The organism is Bacillus sp. NTK034 (assembly GCF_017303275.1).
In the GTDB taxonomy this organism is placed as follows: domain Bacteria; phylum Bacillota; class Bacilli; order Bacillales; family Cytobacillaceae; genus Cytobacillus.
In genome coordinates this window covers 96846-122668 of record NZ_JAFKOJ010000003.1, presented here as the reverse complement: position 1 = coordinate 122668, position 25823 = coordinate 96846, and the positions used below count along the sequence as shown (strand labels likewise).

The window sequence follows — 25823 nt, the reverse complement described above, 5'->3', positions numbered from 1 at the left end:
TAAGCTATCAAAGAAAGGATGGTTACACATGTTTGTACTTGAAGCCAAAAAAATTCATAAAAGCTACGGCAATAAATTTAATAGGCAGGAAGTATTAAAAGGAATTGATTTAAAAATTGAAACGGGTGAATTTGTAAGCATTATGGGCTCTTCCGGTTCAGGGAAGACCACGCTCCTCAATGTACTCTCGTCTATTGACAGTGTTAGCGGCGGAGAAATCAAGATTGAAGAAAAGGAAATGACGAGACTGAAGGAAAAGCAGCTCGCCCAGTTCCGCAAGAAGCATCTCGGATTTATTTTTCAGGAATATAATCTCCTGGATACATTGACAGTGAAGGAAAATATCCTTCTCCCCCTTTCCATCAGCAATACACCCAAAAAAGAAGCTGATGAAAAGTTTGCAGAGGTTGCGGGTGAGCTCGGAATATTCGAGTTAAAGGATAAATACCCTAATGAAATTTCCGGCGGGCAAAAGCAGCGAACTTCCGCAGCACGTGCTTTCATTCATGAACCAAGCATCATTTTCGCGGATGAGCCGACAGGTGCGCTGGATTCGAAATCAGCATCAGACTTATTAAATAAGTTAAGTGACTTAAATCAGAAAAGGAAAGCAACGATCATCATGGTCACTCATGACCCTGTGGCGGCAAGCTTCTGCAGCCGGGTTATTTTCATCAAGGATGGCCAAATTTATACTCAGCTGAATAAGGGTGATCAATCAAGACAGGCATTTTTCAAAGATATTATGAAAACACAAGGCGTATTGGGCGGTGTGCAGCATGACCATTAATACGATCATCCTCCGTAATCTGAAAAAGAATCTGAAAAATTATTATCTCTATGTGTTTGCACTCATTTTCAGTGTCGCACTCTATTTCGCCTTTGTCACCCTCCAATATGATCCATCGATGTCTGAAGCAAAGGGCTCGATTAAGGGTGCAGCAGCAATCAAAACAGCCTCTATCCTGCTCGTGGCGATTGTTTCCATCTTTCTTCTGTACGCCAACACTATTTTTATCAAAAGGCGCAGCAAAGAAATCGGGCTTTTTCAGCTGATCGGAATGACAAAAAATGAAATTTTCAGGCTGCTTAGCCTGGAAAATCTCCTGCTGTATTTTGGTTCCTTGATCATTGGGATCTTTATCGGTTTTTCGGTATCGAAATTAATACTGATGGTCCTTTTTAAATTGACAGGTGTTGAAGGAATTGCATCATTGCACTTTTCAAGTGAGGCGCTTTTGCAGACTGTTATCGTCTTTACGGTTATTTATATTTTCATCATGCTGATGAACTTTGTTTTTATCAAAAGGCAAACCATTCTATCTTTATTCAGGGTGGTTTCGATTGCAGAAGGTAAAGTCAAAAAGCTGTCCATTTTGGAAATGATCCTGGGAGTGCTTGGTTTAGCCCTGATCATAACCGGCTATTATATCTCTTCCCTTTTATTTGGCGGGGATTTCACATCTATGAACGAACTGTTCCTCGCGATGGTTGTCATTCTTGCTTCCGTTATCATTGGAACCTACCTTTTCTATAAAGGATCGGTAAGCTTTATCGCCAGCCTGATCCGCAAAAGGAAAGATGGATACCTGAATGTTAACGAAGTGCTTTCATTGTCCTCCATCATGTTCCGCATGAAATCGAGTGCACTGCTTTTAACGATTATTACAACTGTGTCCGCCCTAGCGATCGGGCTGCTGTCATTAAGCTATATTTCTTACTACTCAGCGGAAAAATCTGCCCGGGATAGCCTCCCCTCCCACTTTTCATTCACTGACAAGGAAGATGCAGGGAAGTTTACCGGGAGCCTTCAAAAAGAGGGATTAGAATATAAGGAAAAAAGTATTGAGTTATTTCATGTGGATGCTAATATGGAGGACATTCTTGATGTCAATCTGGAAGAAATGAATTTTGATTCACCAAATATGATCCTGCCGGTTGTAAGCGAAACATCCATAGCTGGCATTAAGCTTTCTCCAAAGGAAACCGTACTTACAGGATATAATGATGCACTGCAGAAGTTCATGACGCTCAAAGACTCAGGAGAACTTGAGTTCCTGGGAAAAACAAACACGATTAAACAAAACTATTTAGGGTTAAAAAAAGATTTTGTTCTTCCGTTTTATTTTACATCAGGCGGGCTGCCGGTTGCTATTGTGGATGAGAAGGTATATGAAGAGCTGAAGGCTGACCTTAATCCTGAAATCCAGGATGAAGATTCGATTTTCATCGGAGTGGATATGAAAAATGAAAGCGATAAGGGAAAAGCCAATACACTCTTCAAAGAGATGGAATTCAGCGGCAGAGCCGATTCCCAGGAAGAGATGAGCACAAGGCAAAAAATGAACATGGGACTTATCATGTTTATTGTCGGTTTTCTCGGCTTAACCTTCCTGGTCACTTCAGGCTGCATTCTATATTTCAAACAAATGGATCAGAGTGAGGATGAAAAACCAAACTATACAATCCTGAGGAAACTTGGCTTTACACAGGGAGACCTGCTGCGCGGGATTCGTTCCAAAATGGCATTCAACTTTGGAATTCCGCTTATCGTCGGCCTTTTGCACAGCTACTTTGCCGTACAATCCGGGTGGTTCTTCTTCGGAAGCGAGCTTTGGATGCCGATGATCCTGGTTATGGCGCTTTACACGGTGCTTTATTCGATTTTCGGAATTTTGTCTGTGATTTATTCGAAAAAAGTGATAAAAGATGCACTTTAGAACGGAAAAACCGTTCAGGTATGCTTGCCTGAACGGTTTTTGATTTTAGTTATGTTTTATTTGCAGATTTCCAGAGCTTCTTTGCAAGTTTCCAATGTTTGTTTGCAAATTTTCTAAGTTTATTTGCTAATTACCGGATTTGTTTGCAATTTCTTTGGATTTATTTGCAAATTGCCTCATTTTATAACTTTCATTAGCTGTGATTCAACAATTAACTTATCCAGTTCCCGGCTTAATTTTAAGGTCTCTTCATCCGTTAGCCCCCTTGAATGTATGCATTCAATCATAGCCTGCCTGGTTTGTTCAATTGCCTTCAGTAAGTCCACTTTCTTATCCTTCCAGCAGCGGAATTCGGGATTTATACCTATTTACCAGCTCGCGGTTATGCTGTTCTGCTCCGTCTACATTGCCGCTTTTAAAGATAGGCGGTTCAAACCCGTTTTCAATCATCACTTCCACTGCTTCAGCCATCAGGCTGTTTACAATCGCAAAGCCAATAATAGATGAGGCGGAGCCAAACCGGATCCCCAAAGCTGAATGCTCCATCAATGCGTCCCCTGGTTCTATATGATTGTCGATCGCCAAATCCACAGATGAATATAGGTATTTTCCGTTTTTGTGCCGGGAGGATTGTGAATTTGCATAACGAGGGGATGTAATCCCAATGACGAATGCTCCACTCTCTTTTGAAATTTCAGCTACATCGATCGGGACTGGATTCCGTCCTGATGTGGATGCTACAATGACAACATCACCAGGCCGGATATCAGCACTCTCCATGAAGCTTCCCGCAAGATCATTTTGTTTTTCCATTAAAGAGGAACGGACCGCTCCTTTATGAAGCATTAAATCCTCTGCAAAAATAGGCTTAATCGGGGCCAGGCCTCCTGCCCGGTAAAAAAGCTCTTCCCCAAGCATATGAGAGTGTCCGCATCCAAATACATGAATAATTCCATTGCTTTGAATACACTCAGCCAAAGCATGGGCGGCATTTTTCATTTTTTGACTTTCTTCTTTTTCTAAAATGGTCAATAATTCTTTTATTTCATTCAGATATTTTGCAATCATTGCTACTATACCCCATTTATACCGAGACTTTTGATGCACTTAAAGCCGCTTCGTCAGCAATCACTTTCACGTTCGGATGATTTCTTAAGATGGATGCCGGGAATTGTTCATGAACACCATTTCCAAGAAGCTTTTGAATGGCATCTGCTTTTGCTTCGCCTGAAGCGAGAAGAAGGATCTCCCTGCTTTGCATGATTGTTGAGATGCCCATTGTAATGGCTTGAGTAGGCACCTCTTCGATTGTACTAAAAAACCTGGCATTGGCTTTAATAGTAGAATCTGCTAAATCAACAATATGAGTTTTAGATGAAAAAGGCGTTCCAGGCTCATTGAAGCCAATATGTCCATTATTGCCGATCCCTAAAATTTGCAGATCAATGCCTCCATGGTTCTTCAGCTTACTTTCATAATTACGGCATTCTTCTTCCAAATCCTCATGTGTACCGTTGGGGACAAAGGTATTTTCCTTCTGGATGTCCAGATGATTAAACAGTACCGAATCCATAAAATAACGGTAGCTTTGCGGATTTTCCCCAGAAAGACCAATATATTCATCCAGATTAAAAGTTGTCACATCTTTATATGATGTTTTGCTGCTCTGGTGATCTTCAATCAGCCTTTTATAGGTTCCGACAGGAGTGCTTCCGGTTGCCAATCCCAGTGTGGCTTCAGGATGCTTTCGGACCTTCCTGATGATATAATCTGCTGCAGCTTTACTCATTTCTTCATAACTGGTTACTTTAATAATCTCCATTATGAGTTCCTCCTTGCTTAAAAAGCTGAATAAGAATATATTTGCACGTTTAAATGCAAAATATAGTAATTAAATAAACCCATTTATATTAAATATCGTATCACCGTAAAGTATAGTTGTCTATACCAATTATATTGTTAGAAAAGTCTTAACATAATAATGAAAATCCTTCTCTTTAGAATTTTTTCTTTCAAAATGGTATAGACAACTATATTTATATTTTGGTATGATTACGACAGTTTAGTAAAACGCTTTCTTATTCATTATTTTTTATTAAGGAGAGATCAATATGTTAGGATTCTTACAAAGAATTGGTAAAGCATTAATGCTTCCGATTGCCGTCCTGCCTGCCGCCGGTCTTCTGCTCCGCTTTGGACAAGATGATTTATTGGGCATTCCTTTTATCGCAAATGCCGGCAATGCCATTTTCGCCAACCTGGCACTTATTTTTGCCATCGGGGTTGCGATGGGATTCGCGAAGGACAATAATGGAGCAGCTGCCCTTTCAGGCGCCATCGGTTTTCTTGTATTAACCGAAGGGGCAATTGCCATCGATGAAAATATAAATATGGGAGTACTGGGCGGGATTATTGCCGGTATTATCGCTGGATTATTATATAACCGCTTCCATGATATTAAACTGCCGGATTGGCTCGGATTCTTCAGCGGCCGCCGCTTCGTTCCGATTATTACTTCCGTAACGATGATTCTTCTGGCTGCCATCGCAGGTTTTGCCTGGCCTCCAATCCAGGGTGCAATCGATTCACTGGGCAACTGGATTATTGGTCTCGGCGCATTGGGATCAGGTCTATTTGGATTCTTAAACCGCCTGCTTATTCCATTGGGTCTTCATCACGTATTAAACAGTTTATTCTGGTTCCAGTTCGGCGAATTTGAAGGAGTAAATGGAGATATTGCCCGCTTCTTCGCCGGAGACCCGTCAGCAGGCGCTTACATGACTGGATTCTTCCCTGTTATGATGTTCGGTCTTCCAGCTGCAGCATTTGCAATCATTGCAACAGCCAAGCCTGAAAAAAGAAAAGCTGTATCAGGAATGTTCATCGGTCTTGCGCTGACTTCATTCCTGACTGGTATTACAGAGCCAATCGAGTTCTCATTTATGTTTATTGCACCGCTTCTATATGGAGTGCACGCCATCTTAACCGGGGTTTCCATGTGGGTTACCTCTCTATTGGGCATCCGCGATGGTTTCACATTCTCAGCTGGCGCACTCGATTTTGCCCTGAACTTTAATATCGCTGAAAAGCCGCTGCTGCTTTTGGGAATTGGCGTCATCTACGCTGTTCTTTACTTCGTTATCTTCTACGCGTTAATAAAAGCGTTAGACCTGAAAACGCCTGGCCGTGAAGAGGACGAAGAAATCGTGGAAGATGAAGATGAACCTGTATCATCCGGCAGCAATAAGTACGAAGTCATGGCCAGCCACTTTATCAAAGATATTGGCGGTGCTGACAACATCACTTCCATTGATAACTGTGCGACACGCCTTCGTTTAAATATTGCTGATATGGAAAAAGTTAAGGAAAGTGCACTGAAGGCACATGGTGCTAAAGGAATCATGAAATTAAGCAAGACTAACCTTCAGATCATTGTGGGAACAGATGTAGAGTTTGTAGCAGATGAAATGAAGAAAATAAAGAAGTAATGATTAAAAAAACAGTGTCCCCTTCCGGACACTGTTTTTCTTATAGCAGCTTAATATCAAGAGGAAGCTTTGCAGAGCAGAGTATTTCCAGCTCCTTTATGCGCATTAAATTGTAAGAAGATCCCTCCATAAGCAATTGATCCGCAAATGCCGGATGGCACATGACTTCCACTGTTTCCCCGTCTTCTGCCTTATCCGCCAGCCTGCTGAAAAAGTCTTCCTGAATGCCATCTCCGAAAAAATCGAATAAGCATCTGTGAGAATAGCTTTTGACCCCTTCAATCACTTGCACGCCATTTACTCTGAAAGGGAGATCGTATTTTTTGGACAGGTATTGAACCACTGGGAGAAACTCTTCGCGTGTATGAACGTGGTGATGGCTATCCAAATGGGAAGGCGGAAGGCCAGCCCCGATAAAACGGTCAATTTGTGCAGACCACTCAAGCTCGAGCTCTTCTGCTGATATTCCGTCCAAATCTGCCTGAGATCTGAAGTATCCATCTTTATTCGTTAAAGTTTTTAAATCGGATAATAGCGGCTTCCCACATGTGAGGACTAAATGGACGCCAGTTCGTAAACCCGGGTATTGCCTGGCCATTGCCAGGGCCTGCTCTGTTCCGGGCATGTTCATCATCATGGTGGCGGAATTAACAATTCCAAATAGATGGCTGTGCAAAATTCCATAGTTAACTCCGGGACTGTAGCCGAAATCATCAGCATTGACGATGAGTTTGATCATGGTAATTTTCCTCCGCTAGCATAGCTGCAAGGCAGCACTAAACGATCTGCTGCCCTGCCAATTTTTACTTTAATTGCTCTGTTCGCTTTTTTATTGCGCTTTATTTACTTCATTTGCGTCTTCCGCTTGCTTTTTTTGCGCTTACGGGACCTGGCTGCGTCTTGATTTATTGAAATTGCGGCAAATAGGCACGATGGGCTTCGAGCATTTCATCAAGGATCTTTTTAGCTGTTTTATCGGAACCCACCAGCGGATTGATTGTCAGTGCCAGTAAAGCAGTATTGTAATCACCACTCAGGGCCGCTTCTATGGTCACCCTCTCAAAGGATTTAATAGATTGAACCAGCCCTCTGACTGCAACCGGGAGTTCACCGACCGCTATCGGCTTCGGTCCATCCTTCGTTATTACGCAGCTGACTTCAACGGCTGAATCAGACGGAAGGCCTGCAATGGCACCATTATTCCGGGTGTTAACCGGCTGTATATCCCTTTTATCAGTATATATCGAATGAATCAGCCTGCATGCTGCATCACTATAGTATGCCCCTCCCCTTTTTTCCAGCTGAGGAGGCTTTTCAGCAAGGTCTGGATTCTGATATAACTGGAACAGCTCTTCCTCGAGCTTTTTAACCACTTCAGCCCGGGTTCCGCCTTCTGATGCTGCCTTGACTTCTTCTTCCACCATTTCACGTGTCTTATAATAATAATTATGGTAAGGACAAGGAAGCACATTTAATGCCTGCAGAAATTCCGGTTCCCATCCCATTGCGTGGATATTTTTCATCGTGATCGAATGTTCTTTGTCCGTAAGCATTTTCAGCAGCTTTTCCTTGACGCTTACTCCATCGGCATAGACATCAAGTCCGTAGACAAGGTGATTAAGTCCGGCAAAATCAATCCTTACTCTGCTGTGTTCCACGTTCAATAAGTGGGCTGCCCCCATCTCCATCCCAATCGGCACGTTGCATAAACCAACCACTTTTTTGATATTGCTGTACCGCAGGACTGCTTCTGTTATCATTCCTGCGGGATTGGTAAAATTGATGAGCCATGCATTGGGGCACAATTCCTCCATTTCACGGCAGATCTCCATAATGACTGGAATCGTTCTGAGTGCCTTGGAAAATCCTCCCGGGCCATTCGTTTCCTGGCCCAGCACTCCATATTTCAGCGGAATTCGCTCGTCTTTTGCTCTAGCATCCAAAAGCCCGACACGGAATTGGGTTGTAACAAAATCGGCATTCGTAAGCGCTTTTTTCCTATCTAATGTAAGCTGAATCTGTATGGGAACCCCGGCTTTTTCAACCATCCGTTTCGCTAATTGGCCAACTATCTCGAGCTTTTTCCTTCCTTCCTCCACATCCACAAGCCAAATTTCCCTGACAGGCAATTCCTGATGTCTTTTAATAAAGCCTTCAATTAATTCAGGTGTATAGCTTGAACCTCCGCCTATTACAGCTATTTTTATACTATCTGGTTGCTTTGCCATTCGTTACCCTCTCTTAGTTAAGTTTCTTGTATAAGTCGATAAATTCCTGCGCCATGTCTTTGACAGTCAGGGCATTCATCAAATGATCCTGGGCATGGACAAGAATGATGGGCAGATCGATTTGATTCCCGGATGCCTCGCCCTGAATTAACTCAGTTTGATGTCTGTGTGCCAGCACAAACTCCTCCTCTGCTTCCCGGATTTTTGCTTCCGCTGCTTCGAACTTTCCGGCCTTTGCTTTCTGGATGGATTCCATTGCCAGACTTCTGGCATTCCCGCTGTGCAAAATAAGCTGAAATGATATTTGATAAAGCTTTTCTTTATCCATTCATTAACCCGCCTAACCTTGAATTGTTGGTGTTTGTTCCGGCTGCACCTGCTTCAGTTTCTTTTCGTCCATTTTCCCTGTTATATAGACGAATGGAAGATAGATGACAATGGAAATAGCTAAATTCACAAGTGCCAGCACTGCACCGGAAATATGTCCTCCTGTAGCAAGATAGCCGCCAATTCCTGCAGGCGTCACCCAAGGGATGCTTGCCACAACGACCGGATAAACAAGGCCCCATTTTATCGCAAGATATGCCACTACAGTCATAATGACAGGTGCCGAAATAAATGGTATTAGCCAGATTGGATTTAACACGATCGGAAGACCGAATAATAATGGTTCATTGATTTGAAAGATTCCTGGCGGCGTTCCCAATGCCAGCATTTGCTTGTGCCTCTTTCGTCCTGCAATAAACATGGCAATGATAAGGCCCAGCGTTGCCCCGGAGCCGCCTAGATATACGAAGGCATCCAGGAAAGGACCTGCCAAAATGGCATACTTATCAAGATCCGCCACACCCTGAGCATACAAATCTGTATTTTTGGTTCCGAGAGATGTGAATAAAGGCGTTGTAACACCTCCAAGAATATTAGGCCCATGGAGACCAACCGCCCAGAAGCCATGCACCAGAAAGACAATAAGGATCGCAAATGGCAATGAATCAGCTGCATTTGTCAAAGGTGCGACCAGGGTGGCATTGAGCCAGTCATTCAAAAATTCCCCATTTGTCATTTTTCTGAACAGTAGGCCTGCCACCCCAAATACGAAAATCGTCAGCATGCCCGGCACCAATTTGGCAAAAGCCCCTGCGACAGCTGGAGGGACTCCATCCGGCAGTTTGATAATAAACGCTTTTACTCTTGTCAGTCGTATAAATAATTCGGTTGCAAGAAGGGCTATCACAATCCCTGTAAACAAAGCCGTAGCATTAAAGTATCCATAGCCAATGAACCCCCAGACACCTTCTGTATCAGGCACCTGGCCAACCTGAGGGATTAAGAGGAAGAAGCATGCTGCAGCAACCAGCATCGCCTCGAATCCATCATCCCCATAGGATTTGGCAAGCCTGTGGGATATGCCAAACACGGCGAATATGGTTAAGAAGGCAAACGTGCCCCACCAGATATCTCCGCCCAGTGTTTTCCAGGATTCGCCGAAAATGCTTTCCATGAGTCTGCCGTACGGCTTAATGATTTCCCCCAAATTATTAAATAGAACAGCAAATGATCCTACCATCGTGATGGCGATCATCCCGATCAAGGCATCCCGGATAGCAAGCAAATGCCTGTTATTGCCGAATTTCATAGCATAAGGCATGATATATTTCTCAATAAACGTCATCATCACTATTCACCCTTTATTAATGAAATAGCTTGCTTTAATACTTCCTCGCCATTGCATAAGCCATAATGCATAGGGTTTATGGGAGCTACAGGAATCCTGCCGCCTGCCTCCTTCTTCAATTGCTCGGTCATAAACCGAATCTGCGGTCCAAGCAGCAGGACATCTGCCGAATCAATATGATTTCTAACCTCCCCGTTGCCAATAGCCCAAATTTTACAGTCGATTCCCTGGCTTTCAGCACTTGCCTGCATTTTTGTCACTAGAAGACTAGTAGACATTCCAGCCGAACAGCATAACAAAATATTCATGATTGACCCCCTTTTTCTGTAAGCGATTTCAAAATAATAGAATGATTGCTTATCCTAATAGTACCATCAATAAAACAGATTATTCAGTTAATTTAAATGAAAAACATTCCTTTTTTGAAGTCATTCACCCCCCTTCAATATTCTATGCTTGAAATCAATTGTAATGACAAATATATATTTTTTCAATACATTTTTAAAATTTGTTATTACAAATTATTTTATAATTGATATGACAATAAGTTTTATGGAATAATAGAAAGAAGAACAGAGTAGGAGGAACGGGTATGAAAGACGGTTTCACCGAGGATAGTGCCCTGCACTTGAAGGTTAAAGAAAGCATTCTTGAACTTATTCGAAATGGAGAATACAAACCGGATACAAAATTGCCGACAGAAGCGGAGTTTTGTGAAAAATATGGAGTCAGCCGGACGACCATTAGAACAGCACTCCAGCAGCTGAGCACAGAGGGCCATATTTATCGCCAGCAAGGCAGAGGCACTTTTGTATCAAGCAATAAAGTTAAGCAGCGGCTGACTTCTACAGTCGAAAACTTTTCAAAGCAATTGGCAATGCAGGGGAAAAACCCGCTTATAAAAGTAATAAATCTGGAAGTGATCCCTGCCGATCCCTTCTTAGCAGATGTTTTTGAGCTGTCAGAAGGCGATCCCGTAAATGTTCTCGAGCGGATCAGATATGCGGATGACGAGCCGCTTCAATATGAAAAAGCCTTTCTGCCATGGAAAAAGACCCCCAGCTTGAACCGGCAGGCCTGTGAAAAATCCTTATACAATTTGCTGCAGACTCAATACAACTTAAAAATCCAAAAGACCGTCGAGCATTTAGAAATTTCATTCCCGGAAGATGAAATTAGCGACCTGTTAAAAATCAAACCTGAAACACCGTGTTTCGCTCTTGAAACCTTTGCCCATATTGAAGACGGAAGCCTGATCGAGTATTCGAAAACGATGTTCCGCGGGGACTATGCTCATTTTATTATTGAACGGAATTATGAATAAAAGGTAGGCGGAGGCTACTGTAAATGCGGGAACTCTATTGTTGGCTGCAGAGGTGCAGCTGAATTGGGCAGCGTGATCTTTTTGGCTTTTTTGTTGAATGCGTGCCTGATTCGGACACCGTGAACACCGATTTGACCTTTCCTGTCCGAATGCATGCTTAATTCGGACACCTTCTTCTCCCTTTTGACCTTTTCTGTCCGAATGCATGCCTAATTCGGACAGAGTGAACTGTGATTTGACCTTTCCTGTCCGAATGAGTGCCTAATTCGGACACCTTCTTCTCCCATTTGGCCTTTCCTGTCCGAATGCACGCCTGGTTCGGACACCTTCTTCTCCCTTTTGGCCTTTTCTGTCCGAATGCGTGCTTAATTCGGACACCTTCTTCTCCCTTTTGACCTTTCCTGTCCGAATGCATGCCTAATTCGGACACCTTCAACTTCCATTTGACCTTTCCTGTCCGAATGCATGCTTAATTCGGACACCTTCTTCTCCCATTTGGCCTTCGCTGTCCGAATGCGTCCCTAATTCGGACACCTTCTTCTCCCATTTGACCTTCGCTGTCCGAATGCATGCCTAATTCGGACACCTTCTTCTCCCATTCGGCCTTCGCTGTCCGATTCAGGGTTTAAAAAGGTTTTTATGTATCCTCATTTTAAAAATTGATAGAAATAAATAATGGATTAACCCTCATATTCATACCACTTTATTGCCTTCATCTCAATTTCCCTCACCAGTGCTTCCTTCCCCTTTATGTATGCCTCAATGTCCAAGGGGTGCTGTTTCGCTAACTCCATTTTTAAAGCTCCATATTTTTTTGCTTCTTCTGCGTTTAATCTTAAATAATCACGAAATGCAAGATGCCGGGTGATATGAGGATTCCCTTTTTCGTAGATATGGACATGATGGGTCCGCTGATTGCCACCCTTCTGAAAATACCGCCGGCCAGGCAGTCCGTTTTCTCCGCGCGGTTCGTAATCCAGTGAAATCATTTCCGCATTGAAGCGATCAACCCTCTCAATATCATTAACTATAGGCATTAAATCGATGACCGGCTTAGCTGCCAGACCTGGAATGGACGTGCTGCCTATATGGTGAATGTCCAGAATCTCTCTTTTAAAAATAGTCTTGAGGAGTGCTGCCTCGCTTTTAAATAAGGATGGCCAATCGGGATTATATGGAGCAACTGCCACTTGCCTTGTCATGATTTCCTCCTAATCTGAAAACTTCTATTTTGGCCTCATCAAACAAGCCCATAAAAAATCTTCTCCAAATAGATTACTAGGCTGCTGAATCTTTTTCATTCTTCTAAACTCCATGAAAGTAAAATCCTTGTTAAATATCTCTTTCAAGCGTTCTTCAGTATACCCGATGCCTCCCTTTAAGCTGCCGCTGTGATATACCTCCCAGTCTGGAGTAGGAAGCGCGCCATCCGTATTAAAGCAAACAAGTCCGAACTTTCCGCCGGGCTTCAGTGCAGCTTTGATTATCTCCAAATATGTCAGCCTTCTATGCGGGGGGAGATGATGAAACATGCCGCTGTCATATATCAAATCATAGGTGTGAGGTTCAAATTGGAAATCAAAAAGAGATACGCATTTAAAGCTAATATCCGCTTGTGCTTCTTTTGCTCTTTCAGCAGCCCATTCCATCGCCTTTTCGGAAAAATCAATGGCATCCACTTGCGCTCCATTCTTCGCCAGAAAAATGGCATTCCTCCCTGGACCGCAGCCAATCTCTAGGGTTCTTCCCGGCCGCAAGCCATTTTGAACATACTCATCCAGGTTTTCATCTGGCCCATTCGCTATGAAAAATGGAATCTCTTTGTCCCGGTCTTCATAAAAATTTTCCCAGAAGGCTTTTGGTTCTCTTAACAATCCATCCAGCATTTCCAGTAAATCATCATATTGTAAAATAGCTTTCTCCACGGCAATACCCCCTTTCCTTTATTTTACTAAAACCCTCATAATCAAGGATTACATCTCCATTAAAAATAGATTATTTATGCAAAATCGACCTGTTAATCCTTCATTATTTTTCCAATTAGAGACCCTATAAGGGGGTCTTTTCAACTCAAATAGTCTAATAAATATTAAGTCTTTTAACATATGAAAACGCTCGGATACGCCCAATATGAACCTTTGGCGATCTTCACACTTTTACCATTTCGTAACATTCGAAACATTTATGAAATATTTTCTTCTCAAAACTTGTCCTTCATTTAGTGTAGCCCACATATAATGACTGACAAGAAGGTATAGGAGGTACATGATGTTTATTTTTCTTGATAAGGCGATTCTTGGGATGGCGATTCTGCGGCTAATATCTGGCAGCATTGAAATTTTTGTTGCCCTACTAATTATAAAAATGAATGATATCGAAAAGGCACTGGTTGTGAATAGTTCACTTGCCCTGATTGGACCGCCTGTGCTTCTCTTGACGACAGTGATTGGATTGACTGGAATGGCAGATAAAGTTTCACTAAGCAAGATCTTATGGGTACTTTGCGGAGTTGGCTGCATTCTTTATGGGGTAAAAGGCAACTAATCCAATAAGAAAAAGAGCTGTACAGACAGCTCTACTTCTGATGCTTAAGCAATTCGGAAACCGTAGTCATATGGTAACCCTGCTCTTTCAATGAAGAAATAATTGTCTTAACAGACTTCAAAGACTCTTCCCGGCTTTCATACATGACATGAAGAAGAATAATGGAGCCGGGTTCTATATTCTCAGCAACATGCTCCGTGATTTTATTGGCATCCCCTTCTATTTCCGGATGACTTTCAGGCTCAATGTTCCATAAGATCGTCTGACGCTCCTGTTTAGATAAGTAGTAAGGCAGAAAAAATAGTTTTTTTCCATATGGAGGACGAAAATGAATTTCTCCCTCATAGCCTGTCTGCCTGATCAAATCATCTGTTTTCTCAATTTCATCTTTAATAAAAGAGGGAGATTTTAGAACCATTCGTGTATGAGAATAGGAATGATTGCCAATTTCATGCCCTTCTCCGGCAATCCTTTTAGCGTCGTCCATATTTTGCTCAATCTCTTGCCCTGTCAGGTAGAAAGTGGCCTTAATTTCTTCTTCCCTCAGAATGTCCAATATTTCCTCCGTGTTGACTCCTGGTCCATCATCAAATGTTAATGCTGCCACTTTTTCCTCTGTTTCTGCTTTGTTTACAAGGCCGCCGAAAAACTGAAAGCTCCTTGACTTGGAAATTTCAAACAGCAAAAAGCAAAGTCCTAAAATCAAAATGATCAATAAGCTGATTTTTAGCAGTTTTTTCATAATTCCTCCTGACAGCTACAGTATCAGGCTAATTATAATTTCTATATAATAAAAAAACCAGCCCCCGATTGGAAACTGGTTTGTTAATATAAGTATGGAGCCGCTTTTGCCGTAACTGTTATAAGAAAGTTTTAAACCACCACTCCTCAAAGTGGGTGTCCGCAGAAACATTCCTGCCTGTCCTCCTTGTCATATAGACAGAGGCTTGTCATTCCTGTTCCGATGTTAAACTCCCTATTTCAGCTTAAAGGTTAAAACTTTAGTATGATTACGTACAATGCAGCTTGTTTTATTATAATAAAATAATTATGTGATGATTTCAATAGAAATGTTTTCCTGCTCTTTATAACCCCTAAATGGCGTCCCATGCTACATTTTTTCCCACTGCCTTATACAAAAATGATGGAATTTTTTACAATCCAAACCTTTGGAAAATATCGTATAATGCGGGTTAAACAACTTAACAATATAGGAAGACTGTTTAGGTTGTGTATAAGGGGGATTAACAATTGGGAAGAAAATTCGAAAGAAATCTATTGCGTTTGTTATTTATATTCGGAATTATGTCTTTCTTTAATTTGATTAGAAAGCCCCCAATGAAGGAATGGCTTATCATATTCTTTTTAAAAAGCTATATTGCCACCTTTTTAGATAATCTGCTAGTGCGTAAAGGCTATCTCAAATACCCGGTAAATCTGTTTAAAACCTTTGATGTCAGCGTGCTTTTCAGCTATATAATATTCCCGGTAACGTGTGTTTATTTTAATCAGCTGACAAGGAATAATGGTATTAAGGTTATTTTGTTAAAGTCCCTGATTTTCAGTGCTCCATCAGCAGTCGCTGAACATTTTCTTGAAAAATATACACAGCTGATCCGATATAAAAAATCATGGAATTCATATTATAGTTTTGTAACTATAATGGCAACATTTTTAGTGACACGCGGTATTATGGGATTAATTCGTAAATCTTCGGAAAACCAGCAAACATCAGCTCCAAAATCATAATCGGAAATTGGTGTTTTTTTTCTACGAAGACTTCTTATCTTCCCCAGTGCCGGGTGGTGCAGCCTTCCTGGCTAGAACACCTCCATCATAAAACTTGCCGTACTGTTTTAAGATATCTTTCACCTCCGCAACGGAAGGGATTGTCTCTTTTGCAGAGTATGTAAGATAGTAGTTTTTAGTGTTTTTCCGATGAATGATCCATGTGAAAAATTTCATTGCAAAGCCATGTGTATTGTGATTTCTGAATTTCGGCATCTGCTTTCCATCCCATATGGTCATGGTCTGCCCGTTTCCCTTCCATTCCTTCAGCTCTCCATTAAGTTCAGCATAGATTAGACCGGGTGCTTTTTTCATCTGATTCATTACCAATAAGGTCAGCACCTGATTAATAAACAACTGAATGAGATTTAATCCTTCCCCTCTTGTCAGAGAAATATATGCCTGTTCAGGCAGCATTTCCGGCTTATCGCCAAAAATCAGCGTATTTGATCCGTCCAATTCCTTTTTTGGTGTCCATTTTTTTTGCTTCATAGCCTTCCCTCCTGGTTTGGTAAAAAATGCCCAGATATATAAGTATTCTCCAAAAGGAAGAATATTCCTTCAAAAAAAAACGGAGGCTCAGGAGGCCTCCAAAAGGAATTATCGATAAGTCAGATCCGTTATTTCAAGAAACTGAACAGTGGCTTGATCCCTGTCAATCCGGGCTTTAAGTTCCAATTGATCCAGCTGGTAGGTTAATTCTTCACACTGGGCTGATTCGTAACATGTCACCGTTTTTGACTTGTTAGCATCACCGTACATTTTTACTACTTCGGCCTTAGTAAAGGGAAGAGCAGGAAACATACGCGGGCTTAAATATTCTGGATATACAGCAAGACTGCCTATTGTACCATCCTTCATATTTAAGGTTACCCTTAGCCCTGCTCCATCACCCTGATAGTAAAGGCTTTTAATATTGAGCTGGGTTTCAGTCTTTTTTGGCTTGCCCATTCTGGATACTATCTCTTCATAGGCATCTCCCGGCTTTAAGCCAAAAATATGAAGATCTTCTTTGGAAAGTATGAAGGCATCATTAATTCCTGCCTTTTTAACAGCCTCCAGCTGCTTCACAGCATTCTTTTTGTCTTTAAAAGCACCTGCCTGCACACGGTAATAGGTTTTGCCATCAATAACTGCCGTGCCAATTGCCGCCGGGATTTCTTTTTTCTTTAATTGTGCTGCCCGCTTTTCCGCATTCTCTTTTTTGCTGAAAGATCCGGCAATAATCTTATGGTATCCAGCTTCCTCCCCGGATAGAATGAGACGCTGCCCCGGATAGATTATCGTACCAGCTAAATGATTCAGCTCCTTAAGCTGCTCCACACTCATATGATGCTTCTTAGCCAAGGAATAAAGTGTATCCCCTTTTTTCACCACAGCTATTTCTTTATCTCCGCCGTGGTCCGCTAAAACGGCTCCCCCTGAAAAAATAACTGCCAGAGATATGACTCCTGCAGCAATTGCCTGTTTGATTTTCTTCATTATTTTCACCTCACTATATATGACGAAGGGAAATAATGGATGTCGCAGAGGGACGGGCCTATTTTGAAAATTGGGCATAAGCGGTGTTATAGATTTACTGCATTTTTTCGGCGCTATTTATTCGGATTAAGTGCCATTTTTCATGTTGTCACTTTTGGTCGGAATTCTTTCGGAGACTACTGCTATTTTTCTTAAGGCGGCTCTCTTTTCGGCTTTGTTCGCTCAGTTTAACTACCATTTCTCCTTAGGCACCTCTCTTTTCGGCTTTATTCACTCAGATTAACTACCATTTTCCCCGAGGCACCACTCTTTTCGGCTTTATTCATCCGGATTAACTACCATTTTTCTTGAGGCAGCTCTTTTTTCGGCTTTATTCATCCGGATTAACTACCATATTCATTGAATCATATTCAATTTGGTCGTTAATCGCAATTTCCTCTCAATACACAGAAAAGAGATGGCCTTAAGCCATCTCTCTCCCTTTTATGCTGGTGCATCTATTTCATCTTCAGCAATGTGTTTTTCGTTATAATCCACGTCTTTGCGTGCATTGTAGCGGTCTGCTTTTTCGAGGGTAACCGTGATGTTGTAGTCAGGGATACCAGCGAATTTTTCGTAGCGGCCCCTTGGCAATAGGAAGTTTCCTTCCGGGAAGTGGACTTCGACGTTGCCGCGGGCGATGTCGACGAATTTGGCTCTTCCCTGGAATACTCCGAATCCATTGTATAGGACGATCCCTTCACCCTCTGCAATGCTTAAATCCTTTCCATCTTCTGCGTTTATTAGTACATCATATCGTCCGGCACCATTCAGCGGGTCCACCTCTTTATAGACCATGGAATTAAACTGCTTCCCGCGGCGTGACGTTACAATGAATTGGCCTTCTTTCTTACCAAGGTCGGGAATATCCACGGTAATAAGTGTGCCTTTTCCATCCGGAGTCGGGCAGATGCCGTCCTCACATAACCATGCCCCGCCCCACTGGAAGACATCCCCAGCTTTTTTCAGATGCTGGATGCCATCATAACTAGGGTTAGCCACTGCAATTTCATCACGGATTTCCTGTGCATTTTTGAATTCAACAAGATGTGCAGTTTCAGGCTTTACGCGTTTGGCAAGATCAATGTAGATTTTCCATTCCTCTCGTGCCTCTTCAATTTTATTCTTATTCCCTTCAATTTCCGGGCTGAAGTATACCATCCGTTCTGTTGAAGTGGAAGTACCGCCGCCCTCCTGCTCATATCGTGTTTTAGCCGGAAGCACGATGACCGCTTCTTTCGCATCAACCAGTGTAGATGTATTCAAAATAATATCCTGGTGAACACGAATATCCAGTTCGGACAGTGCTTTTTCGATAAAATCAGGGTCTGGCATTGTCTCAAGGAAGTTACCTCCTGAAAGATAGTAAAGCTTGATTTTCCGTTCATGGTCTTCAGGGAGCAGAATATTCTCCAGTGTCACCCCGACAATATCACCCTGCCATTTCTCAAGCTCGAAGCCCCATAGATTTTGAATGCGGGAGAAATTGTCACCATAAAAGTCGCCGCCAGGCAATACGAATGGATCTGCACCCATTTCACCGCTTCCCTGTACAGATGAATGGCCGCGGAATGGCATAAGCCCATTATGTTTTCGGCCCAGATGACCGCGAAGCAGCGCAAGATTCGCAACCTGTGAAATGTTATCAGTGGCAAAAGAATGCATGGTCAGGCCAAGAGCCCAGGCATAGACGGCATTTTTGCTGTTCGCAAGCAGTTCCGCAAGCTCAATGATACGCTCTTTGCTTACACCAGAGGATTTAATAATCTCTTCCCATGACTGCTCTTTCACTTTCTTTTTCAAGTCTTCGTAGCCATTTACATGCTCGTTCACAAACTTATGATTGATGGCAGAACCGCGCTCCGCTTTCTCCATTTCAAACCAGTGTTTCATGATGCCATGCATAAAGGCAATATCTCCGCCGATATTTACCTGATAAAAATCATCTGCGATTTTTGTGCCGAACAAAGCAGATTCAGGATTTGACGGAATCCAGTATTTGTCCATCGCCGGCTCTTTATATGGATTGACGACTATAATTTTCGTGCCGTTCTTCTTCGCTTCAAGCATGTATTTGGATGATACTGGCGAGCTGTTTGATGCCACACTGCCCCAGAATAACAGGACATCTGTCCCAATCCAATCAAGGTAGTTGGCCGTGGAAGCCCCTACTCCGATGGAACGCTTTAACGCAGTTTTTGAAGGCGAATGGCAGATTCGGCTCGCATTGTCAATGTGGTTTGTGCCCAGGAAGCGGGCAACTTTTCCGGCCACATAATAGGATTCATTCGTAATTCCGCGGCTGGTCAGGTAAAACGCATACTGTTTAGGATCTAGAACCTTCATTTTTTCAGCAATCATGTTCATGGCATCATCCCAAGTAATCCGGGAGAATTTGCGCTCTCCCTTTCTGCGGATCATCGGATAAGGAATGCGGCCCAATTTACGAAGCTCGGTGCTGTCATACTTGCGCAGCTCATCGATATCAGCATGCAGAATTTCCGGTTTAATTGCGCCGGCCGTATTCAAACGAAGGACATTTAATCTTGTAGTACATACATGCGGCCCCTTAAGTGTCTGGTCATAAAGGCCGGAAACGCCAAGGGCACATCCGTCACATACACCTTTCGTTAAAATATTCGTGGCATACCCGATATTATCTTTGTTTTCCCACAGGATTTTTGCTGTATCCCTCATATGCTTCGGCTTTATTTTGCCGAGCCCAAATGGAATGGGGCTCACCCAATGCTTCGGATCCGGCATTGCCTTTTTATTCTGAGGTCCTGGATGCTTTGTTTTTCCCACCTAAAACACTCCCTTGATTTTTTCTATTTAATAGAGATCCTGAATCTCTTAATTTCCAATGTTTAAATAGCGTTTATTATTGTATATGGCCAAATGGAATAAATTTGACCTTTTTGCATAAAAAACCACCGCAAAAAGCCTCTACTACTAGATGCTGATTTCTGCGGCGGTTAGTCTTTAGCAGGATCGCTGCCAAGTGCCATACCATAAGAAAAGCGGAAGCGCCTTGCTGAGATGAACTTCAACTAAAAACCGCCACGTCCTGTGGCAAACGTTGAAGCCCGCACATCCTGTGCAAGTTCGACAGGCATAAGACGAATCACGCAGGAAACCTCCCAAACAAGCTTTGGTCGGGCGATGTATCGCTGACGAAGCGTTCCTTGTCCTGATTTCTGGAGTGATTTGGCTTATGACCCGAGGGGCTAGGCGCTGGAGCTAGACACTATCTATCTTGAATGCTGTTTTTATTTAATTTAACTTGCCATACGCTTATTTGCTTCATTTTGCTTGCGCAATTTTTTAATATCGAACCGGATCAGGATGGACACTATAAGCGCCACCACAAAAAGTCCAGCAAAGCTTGTCAGACTTGAAGCATAGCTTCCTGTTGAATCCTTCATCCAGGCTGCAAACATTGGACCTGCAAGTCCTGCGGCAGCCCAAGCTGTAAGAATGTATCCGTGAATGGCGCCAAGCTGCTTTGTTCCAAATACATCACCGATAAATGCCGGGATGGAAGAGAAGCCTCCGCCATACATAGTGTACACAATGGCGAGCATGATCTGGAATAAAATGGCTTCTTTTGTTATCGGCAGGAATAGGAACAGAGCAATCTGTGATACGAAGAAAATCGTATACGTATTCGGGCGGCCAATGTAATCAGAAATGGATGCCCATGCCAGACGGCCAAGTCCATTAAAGATGCCAAGCACACCGACGAGCGTAGCCGCTTCAGCTGTTGTCAGGCCAATGCTTTCCTGTGCCAGTGGCTTTGCAGCGGACAAAATCGCAATTCCGCAGGTTACATTAATGAACAGCATGATCCATAAATAATAGAATCTGGAAGTCTTTACTGCTTCATTCGCCGTTAACTGTGCCAAATCCTGTTTGATTTTGATTTTTCCGGCTGCAGCTTTTTCTTTCATGCCTTCAGGTGCCCAATCTGCAGGCGGTTTTTCTAAATATAATGATGATAATGTCATGATGATTAAGTAAGCTGCACCTAAAATGAAGAACGTGTTTGATGTCCCAACAGATTTAATCAGTCCATCCATGACCGGGCTCGCTACTGCTGCAGCGAAGCCAAATCCCATGATGGCGAGGCCGGTTGCGAATCCACGGCGGTCCGGGAACCATTTTACCAGAGTGGAGACCGGAGCAATATAGCCGACTCCCAGACCAATTCCCCCAAGAACACCATAGGTTATGTACAAAAATGGCAATGACCCCATATTTACTGCCACACCGGCTCCAAGCATGCCGGCTCCAAAGAATCCTGCTGCCAGAAGACCAGCCTTTTTCGGTCCATGCTTTTCAACAAAATGGCCAAGGAATGCGGCTGACAGCCCTAAGAATAGGATCGCCAAACTGAAGGTCAGCTGTACCTCCTTTGATGTCCAGCCAAACTGCTCAATCAATGGATTGGTAAAGTTGCTCCAGGCGTAAACCGAACCGATTGAGATATGAATCCCAACGGCCGAGGCGGCAATCAGCCACCGATTTTTTGTCTTTTTCACTCTTTTTCCCCCTCATAATGCTCGTATCCTGCTTTTTAAAGCGGTTACAGGATTGTTTCTTGAAATAAAAAAACCGCCAATCTCTCCCGCATTCCCGAATTTGGGCATGCCGAAGCAGGATTGACGGTTAGTATCAAGCAGGAATCGCTGCTTAAAGGACCAACTGTTAATCTTCATAGAATCTGATGACATTTTAACCGACGACAGGTTCGCTATCTCAAATCAAAATGTGACAGATTTTTGAACTATAAAAAATCATATCACTTTGAAATAACATGTTCAAGCCCTTTTTAGCAATTTTTCACTATGGCGGTGTTGGTTTATATACAAAAAGAACTCCGGAAATGATCCCCGAAGTTCTTTCTATTTATTTCCCTTTTTTCACTTCATGCAGCAAATCCGGATGGTTTGTGAACATACCGGTTACTCCCCAGTTTATCAGCTGCTTCATTCTTTCCTTGTCATTGACCGTATACGGGTGCAGTTCAAGGCCGCTGTTCACAACCTTTTGCACATATTCCTCATTCAAATACGTATGATTAGGACCGATGCCCATCGCGTATTGCTTGATTTCCTTAATCTCTGCATCAGTAATTTCTGCGTTCGCTTTATATGAAATTAATTGTACGAGTTTAATTGAGGAGTCCAATTCATTCATCACTTTAAGGCTTTGAGGACTGAAGGACTGTACTAGCAATTTATTTTTAATAATCTTATACTTATCAACCAGTCGAAGCAGTTCTTTTTCCATGCCAGGGTAAACATCCGGTGATTTTGTTTCAATGTAGTAGCTGTTGTTTTTTCCAAATTTCTTGAAAACCTCTTCAAGTGTCGGCACCTTTAAGCCTTCGTATTCCGCTTTTGCTGCATACGGGTACTTCTCGTTAAACCAGCTGCCTGCATCAAGCTGCTTAATTTCGTTTAAAGTATAATCCTTTACGGACCCTGTTCCATTTGTCGTCCGGTCAAGCGTCACGTCATGCATCGCAATGAGATGTCCATCCTTTGTCATCTGCAAATCAATTTCGATATAATCCCCATGCATTTTCTCGCCCATATCATATGAAGCGAATGTATGTTCAGGTGCATAAGCTGACGCACCGCGATGCGATACATTCACAATGTCCTTATGCATATCCTTTGCCAATGCTGCACCTCCTCCAAAAACATTCAGCCCAATGACAGCCGCACCAATTACCGAAATCATTTTCTTTTTCAATGTCTTCGTCCCCTATCTATAATGGTTTACACATTAAGAATAGTGACGAAATATTAACCCTGTTATAAGTCTATGTAAAGTCTGGAAGAATAATAGTTTACAGGAATATTAATACAAGCATTTCGAAATAGGCCTCATTCACTAGAAAGTCTTTAATGTAGAAACTTGTAATCTTTTTATAAGTTTTGTCGAATCTGTTTATTTGCAGTTTAATTTGTCGATAATAGAATATAGTATTTCATCCCCTGATTAGGAGCCGAATCAATGACCACAACTTCGACTACTATAAAAAAACTTCATCATGACATCGATGTCCTGCGCAAAAAGATGATTTCTGTTGGAAAAAGCAAGGGATTGTCACACCCAGAAACGCTCATGTACTCAGAGGAGCTCGATAAGCTCATTTATAGGGTGCAGCGCAGCAAATTCATCCTTTAGAATTTCCCCGGTTATTACCTCAAAAGTAATAAATATTCCATAAAACGCACACTCTTTTAAATAGGGGTGTGTTTGTTTTATGATTGAGCGCTTCCTCAGGAATAACTGGGAGAAACTACATTCGTTCGCACACTTAAGCATTTTTATTGAGAAAAACTAAAAATATAGCCATAATGAGAGGATAACAACTACAAGGAATTGGAGATCTTATGAAGAAAAAATTCATGATTTTATTAGGAATCCTGCTTCTTGTTCTGACAGCCTGCGGTAAAGATCAGGCACAGGAAGCGATCACCTTAAAGGACCAAACCAGCAATGAAGTTACCTTCCCGCAGGACAAGCCAAGTGTTTTCTTCTTTATCACGACATACACCTGAGGACTCTGTCAGCAGCAACTGGTCGAGTTGCATCAGAATATGGATAAATTAGAAGGCATGGACGCCAACATGTACATCGTCAGCAACGATCAGCCTGAGCAGCAGCTTGAGCTGTATAATGCGCTTGAAGAAAAAATGGGGCACAGCCTCCCATTTGTGTCAGATCCTGAAATGAAGCTCATTGAAAAGGCTGATATGAAAAATGGTGACGCAGCCTATAGAGGCTACGCTTTAATGGATACAAAAGGCAATATTGTGTTCAACAAGGTCAATGACCATTGGGGAGAAGAAATAGATAAAACCGCAGAAGAAATTAAGAAAGAATATGAGGAGCTTTCCAACTAAAGACGAAAAAAAACACGCTTGAGAGCGTGTTCATGAATCCCTGTCTCTATTTGTGAACTGGAGCATGGCGATAACAAACATACCGAAACTGATCATCAAAGACAACACTTCAAAGGTACCCATTTATACATCGCCTCCTTATCTTCAGCCTTCCCGGAACCAAACTTGTCCTATACTCAGGATAAGTGCCCATTTGAAAATCCGTCCAAAAGGCCTAAAAAGAGCCAGCCACATTGCAAAATTGCATGTGACTGGCTCTTTTTTGTGAAATTCCGCTATTTTCTTAAGCTTTCCTCAAAATCGCCTCACTCTTATGCGCGTTTTATTCAAGACTTATTTGTGCAAAGCTTGAATTTATATATGATTTCCAAATTTACTTGCGGATAAGCGATTATTACTTGCGGAAAGCCAAATTTATTTGCGGATAAGCGATTTTTACTTGCGGATAGAAAAATTTATGTGCGTTTTGCACTTATCCCGAACTTTCTTTTCCAAATGCCAGCGGAACCTTGACATGTTTCCTTCTTAATGAATCAGCACTTAAATATAATTCAACAATCAATAACATTAGAATGATCCAAATGCCAGTATTTAAGATAACTGCCTGCACCGGGCTTTCTATGAAAAAGGTAAACGTAAAGAACATCGCAAAAGTGAAAATTCGGCTCCACTGTGTCACATCGTATGTGAAGATGCCTTCCTTCAAGCCGTATATTCGAATGCGCCATACCAGCCTTACTATTTCAATAGTCTCCACCACAATGAAAACCAGGAAAACGGCAAGCCAAAACCAGGCAGCCGCCTGATGGGCTACAACGCCGGATTTATACATGGCGAGCCCGCTGATGGACAGGGCACCGTGAAAAATGCAATTGGTATTATTCCAATCCTTCGCAATGTTCCAGCCGCTAACGGCATAACGTTTAAGAATATACCACGCACTGATGGAGTAAAAAAGCAGACCGGAAATAATAAGAGCGGCATTTAGAACGCCAGGTACATCCGAGAAGACAGTATTGAATAGCAGCACAAGAGATTGTGTGCTGACCGTCGTCAGCAGCAAAACTCCATGTGCCTGCTGTCCAAAGGATGTATCCTTGAGCTCCTTGAAGCCTATTAAACTAATCCCAATATAAATAATCCATAATCCCGCATTGAGAATGGCCAGCGCCTGGGCTTCTGCACTTGCACCAAATTGCTTGAAGAACATGATTCCGCAAATCGACGTTCCTGCCACCCAGGTTCCAATGCCAAATCGGTTAATGGGATTAGTGTAATGCAGCTTCTTAAACTCTCCTCTATAAATGGTCATTCCGATCGATACCAAAATGGCCATCCATAAGGCTAAATCTGCTATACTTAAAATCTTACCGACGCTCCCCAAAAAGAAGGACAAACCGAAGAAATTCAGCAAAACTCCCTGTGTTACAATGCCAAGCGCCATCACAGCCGCCATTGCAGCCGTATGGATATTAACTTTTTTGCGAATGATAACCAAAACAGCCCCGATAAACAGAAGGCCAAGCAAAATGAAATAAAACACTATAATCACCATTAAAATGAATTTATTATAATTATAACATCCTATGCAAGTGACCCTTTCGGTGGGGATAAA

28 protein-coding genes and 1 other RNA gene are annotated in these 25823 nt (G+C 42.3%); 9 read left to right on the top strand and 20 right to left on the bottom strand.

Features of this window, described 5'->3' with window-relative positions; translation table 11 throughout:
• The first annotated feature begins 28 nt into the window (after positions 1-28).
• Positions 29-790 carry an ABC transporter ATP-binding protein gene (locus JI665_RS11340; RefSeq protein ID WP_206839464.1) on the top strand — a complete coding sequence of 254 codons (762 nt, stop codon included), beginning with the start codon at positions 29-31 and terminating at the stop codon, positions 788-790.
• On the top strand, positions 780-2720 hold the full coding sequence (locus JI665_RS11335) for an ABC transporter permease (RefSeq protein ID WP_206839462.1): 1941 nt from the start codon (positions 780-782) through the stop codon (positions 2718-2720). Before JI665_RS11340 ends, JI665_RS11335 begins: the two co-directional genes overlap by 11 nt.
• 176 nt (positions 2721-2896) lie before the next feature.
• Here JI665_RS11335 and JI665_RS11330 read toward each other — a convergent pair whose 3' ends face one another.
• From JI665_RS11330 to nagB, 3 genes are read right to left on the bottom strand one after another with little or no spacing between them, the layout of a single operon-like run.
• A complete protein-coding gene (locus tag JI665_RS11330) occupies positions 2897-3046 on the bottom strand; it encodes an aspartyl-phosphate phosphatase Spo0E family protein (protein ID WP_312886177.1) in 150 nt (49 codons plus the stop codon).
• Between the two features lie 4 nt (positions 3047-3050).
• On the bottom strand, positions 3051-3788 hold the full coding sequence (locus tag JI665_RS11325) for an SIS domain-containing protein (RefSeq protein WP_206839461.1): 738 nt from the start codon (positions 3786-3788) through the stop codon (positions 3051-3053).
• A gap of 16 nt (positions 3789-3804) precedes the next feature.
• Entirely contained in the window at positions 3805-4542 is a 738-nt protein-coding gene (gene nagB, locus JI665_RS11320; protein WP_206839460.1) for a glucosamine-6-phosphate deaminase, read from the bottom strand.
• A 289-nt stretch (positions 4543-4831) separates the two neighbouring features.
• Here nagB and nagE point away from each other — a divergent pair, with 289 nt between their 5' ends.
• Positions 4832-6208, top strand: a complete 1377-nt coding sequence (gene nagE / locus JI665_RS11315; RefSeq protein WP_206839459.1) for an N-acetylglucosamine-specific PTS transporter subunit IIBC — start codon at positions 4832-4834, stop codon at positions 6206-6208.
• Positions 6209-6248: 40 nt separating this feature from the next.
• On the opposite strand, the gene chbG is transcribed toward nagE, so the two are convergent.
• From chbG to JI665_RS11290, 5 genes are all read right to left on the bottom strand, one after another.
• Positions 6249-6947, bottom strand: coding sequence for a chitin disaccharide deacetylase (gene chbG / locus JI665_RS11310; protein ID WP_206839458.1), 699 nt, complete (start codon positions 6945-6947; stop codon positions 6249-6251).
• A 166-nt stretch (positions 6948-7113) separates the two neighbouring features.
• Positions 7114-8436: a 6-phospho-beta-glucosidase gene (locus JI665_RS11305; protein WP_206839457.1), complete on the bottom strand. Its 1323-nt coding sequence runs from the start codon at positions 8434-8436 to the stop codon at positions 7114-7116.
• Between the two features lie 13 nt (positions 8437-8449).
• A complete protein-coding gene (locus JI665_RS11300; protein ID WP_206839456.1) occupies positions 8450-8764 on the bottom strand; it encodes a PTS lactose/cellobiose transporter subunit IIA in 315 nt (104 codons plus the stop codon).
• A gap of 12 nt (positions 8765-8776) precedes the next feature.
• The gene (locus JI665_RS11295) at positions 8777-10111 is read right to left on the bottom strand and encodes a PTS sugar transporter subunit IIC (RefSeq protein WP_206839455.1); all 1335 of its coding nucleotides are present in this window, start codon (positions 10109-10111) and stop codon (positions 8777-8779) included.
• Positions 10112-10113: 2 nt separating this feature from the next.
• Positions 10114-10419 carry a PTS sugar transporter subunit IIB gene (locus JI665_RS11290; protein ID WP_206839454.1) on the bottom strand — a complete coding sequence of 102 codons (306 nt, stop codon included), beginning with the start codon at positions 10417-10419 and terminating at the stop codon, positions 10114-10116.
• 284 nt (positions 10420-10703) lie between these two features.
• On the opposite strand from JI665_RS11290, the gene JI665_RS11285 reads away from it, so the two are divergent.
• Entirely contained in the window at positions 10704-11435 is a 732-nt protein-coding gene (locus JI665_RS11285; protein ID WP_206839452.1) for a GntR family transcriptional regulator, read from the top strand.
• Positions 11436-11449: 14 nt separating this feature from the next.
• On the opposite strand, the gene JI665_RS11280 is transcribed toward JI665_RS11285, so the two are convergent.
• The 3 genes from JI665_RS11280 to JI665_RS11270 all read right to left on the bottom strand — a co-directional run bounded on the left by JI665_RS11280 (position 11450) and on the right by JI665_RS11270 (position 13360).
• Positions 11450-11605, bottom strand: coding sequence for a hypothetical protein (locus JI665_RS11280; RefSeq protein WP_206839451.1), 156 nt, complete (start codon positions 11603-11605; stop codon positions 11450-11452).
• A 510-nt stretch (positions 11606-12115) separates the two neighbouring features.
• On the bottom strand, positions 12116-12637 hold the full coding sequence (locus JI665_RS11275; RefSeq protein ID WP_206839450.1) for a GrpB family protein: 522 nt from the start codon (positions 12635-12637) through the stop codon (positions 12116-12118).
• 24 nt (positions 12638-12661) lie between these two features.
• Positions 12662-13360, bottom strand: a complete 699-nt coding sequence (locus JI665_RS11270; protein WP_206839449.1) for a class I SAM-dependent methyltransferase — start codon at positions 13358-13360, stop codon at positions 12662-12664.
• A 343-nt stretch (positions 13361-13703) separates the two neighbouring features.
• On the opposite strand from JI665_RS11270, the gene JI665_RS11265 reads away from it, so the two are divergent.
• Positions 13704-13979 (top strand): YqhV family protein, encoded by a 276-nt coding sequence (locus JI665_RS11265; RefSeq protein WP_009334318.1) that lies wholly within the window; start codon positions 13704-13706, stop codon positions 13977-13979.
• A 31-nt stretch (positions 13980-14010) separates the two neighbouring features.
• On the opposite strand, the gene JI665_RS11260 is transcribed toward JI665_RS11265, so the two are convergent.
• Complete coding sequence (locus tag JI665_RS11260) at positions 14011-14721, bottom strand: polysaccharide deacetylase family protein (RefSeq protein WP_206839448.1); 711 nt, start codon at positions 14719-14721, stop codon at positions 14011-14013.
• Between the two features lie 93 nt (positions 14722-14814).
• Positions 14815-15010: non-coding RNA, 6S RNA (gene ssrS / locus JI665_RS11255), on the bottom strand.
• A gap of 220 nt (positions 15011-15230) precedes the next feature.
• Here ssrS and JI665_RS11250 point away from each other — a divergent pair.
• Complete coding sequence (locus tag JI665_RS11250; protein ID WP_206839447.1) at positions 15231-15728, top strand: CBO0543 family protein; 498 nt, start codon at positions 15231-15233, stop codon at positions 15726-15728.
• A gap of 21 nt (positions 15729-15749) precedes the next feature.
• On the opposite strand, the gene JI665_RS11245 is transcribed toward JI665_RS11250, so the two are convergent.
• The 5 genes from JI665_RS11245 to JI665_RS11225 form a co-directional block, all read right to left on the bottom strand.
• Positions 15750-16259 carry a hypothetical protein gene (locus JI665_RS11245; RefSeq protein ID WP_206839446.1) on the bottom strand — a complete coding sequence of 170 codons (510 nt, stop codon included), beginning with the start codon at positions 16257-16259 and terminating at the stop codon, positions 15750-15752.
• 108 nt (positions 16260-16367) lie between these two features.
• The gene (locus tag JI665_RS11240) at positions 16368-17249 is read right to left on the bottom strand and encodes a LysM peptidoglycan-binding domain-containing protein (protein WP_206839445.1); all 882 of its coding nucleotides are present in this window, start codon (positions 17247-17249) and stop codon (positions 16368-16370) included.
• 483 nt (positions 17250-17732) lie between these two features.
• Positions 17733-20093, bottom strand: a complete 2361-nt coding sequence (locus JI665_RS11235; protein ID WP_206839443.1) for an FdhF/YdeP family oxidoreductase — start codon at positions 20091-20093, stop codon at positions 17733-17735.
• Between the two features lie 473 nt (positions 20094-20566).
• Complete coding sequence (locus tag JI665_RS11230) at positions 20567-21829, bottom strand: L-lactate MFS transporter (RefSeq protein WP_206839441.1); 1263 nt, start codon at positions 21827-21829, stop codon at positions 20567-20569.
• A gap of 367 nt (positions 21830-22196) precedes the next feature.
• Positions 22197-23036: a glycerophosphodiester phosphodiesterase gene (locus JI665_RS11225; RefSeq protein ID WP_206839908.1), complete on the bottom strand. Its 840-nt coding sequence runs from the start codon at positions 23034-23036 to the stop codon at positions 22197-22199.
• Positions 23037-23312: 276 nt separating this feature from the next.
• On the opposite strand from JI665_RS11225, the gene JI665_RS11220 reads away from it, so the two are divergent.
• From JI665_RS11220 to JI665_RS11210, 3 genes are all read left to right on the top strand, one after another.
• A complete protein-coding gene (locus JI665_RS11220; RefSeq protein WP_206839439.1) occupies positions 23313-23486 on the top strand; it encodes an aspartyl-phosphate phosphatase Spo0E family protein in 174 nt (57 codons plus the stop codon).
• Between the two features lie 209 nt (positions 23487-23695).
• Positions 23696-23863 (top strand): hypothetical protein, encoded by a 168-nt coding sequence (locus tag JI665_RS11215; RefSeq protein WP_206839438.1) that lies wholly within the window; start codon positions 23696-23698, stop codon positions 23861-23863.
• Between the two features lie 18 nt (positions 23864-23881).
• The gene (locus JI665_RS11210) at positions 23882-24208 is read left to right on the top strand and encodes a redoxin domain-containing protein (RefSeq protein WP_280516087.1); all 327 of its coding nucleotides are present in this window, start codon (positions 23882-23884) and stop codon (positions 24206-24208) included.
• A 30-nt stretch (positions 24209-24238) separates the two neighbouring features.
• Here JI665_RS11210 and JI665_RS29195 read toward each other — a convergent pair whose 3' ends face one another.
• On the bottom strand, positions 24239-24331 hold the full coding sequence (locus JI665_RS29195) for a putative holin-like toxin (RefSeq protein ID WP_019381338.1): 93 nt from the start codon (positions 24329-24331) through the stop codon (positions 24239-24241).
• A gap of 349 nt (positions 24332-24680) precedes the next feature.
• The gene (locus JI665_RS11205) at positions 24681-25751 is read right to left on the bottom strand and encodes a hypothetical protein (protein WP_312886176.1); all 1071 of its coding nucleotides are present in this window, start codon (positions 25749-25751) and stop codon (positions 24681-24683) included.
• Positions 25752-25823 lie beyond the last annotated feature (72 nt).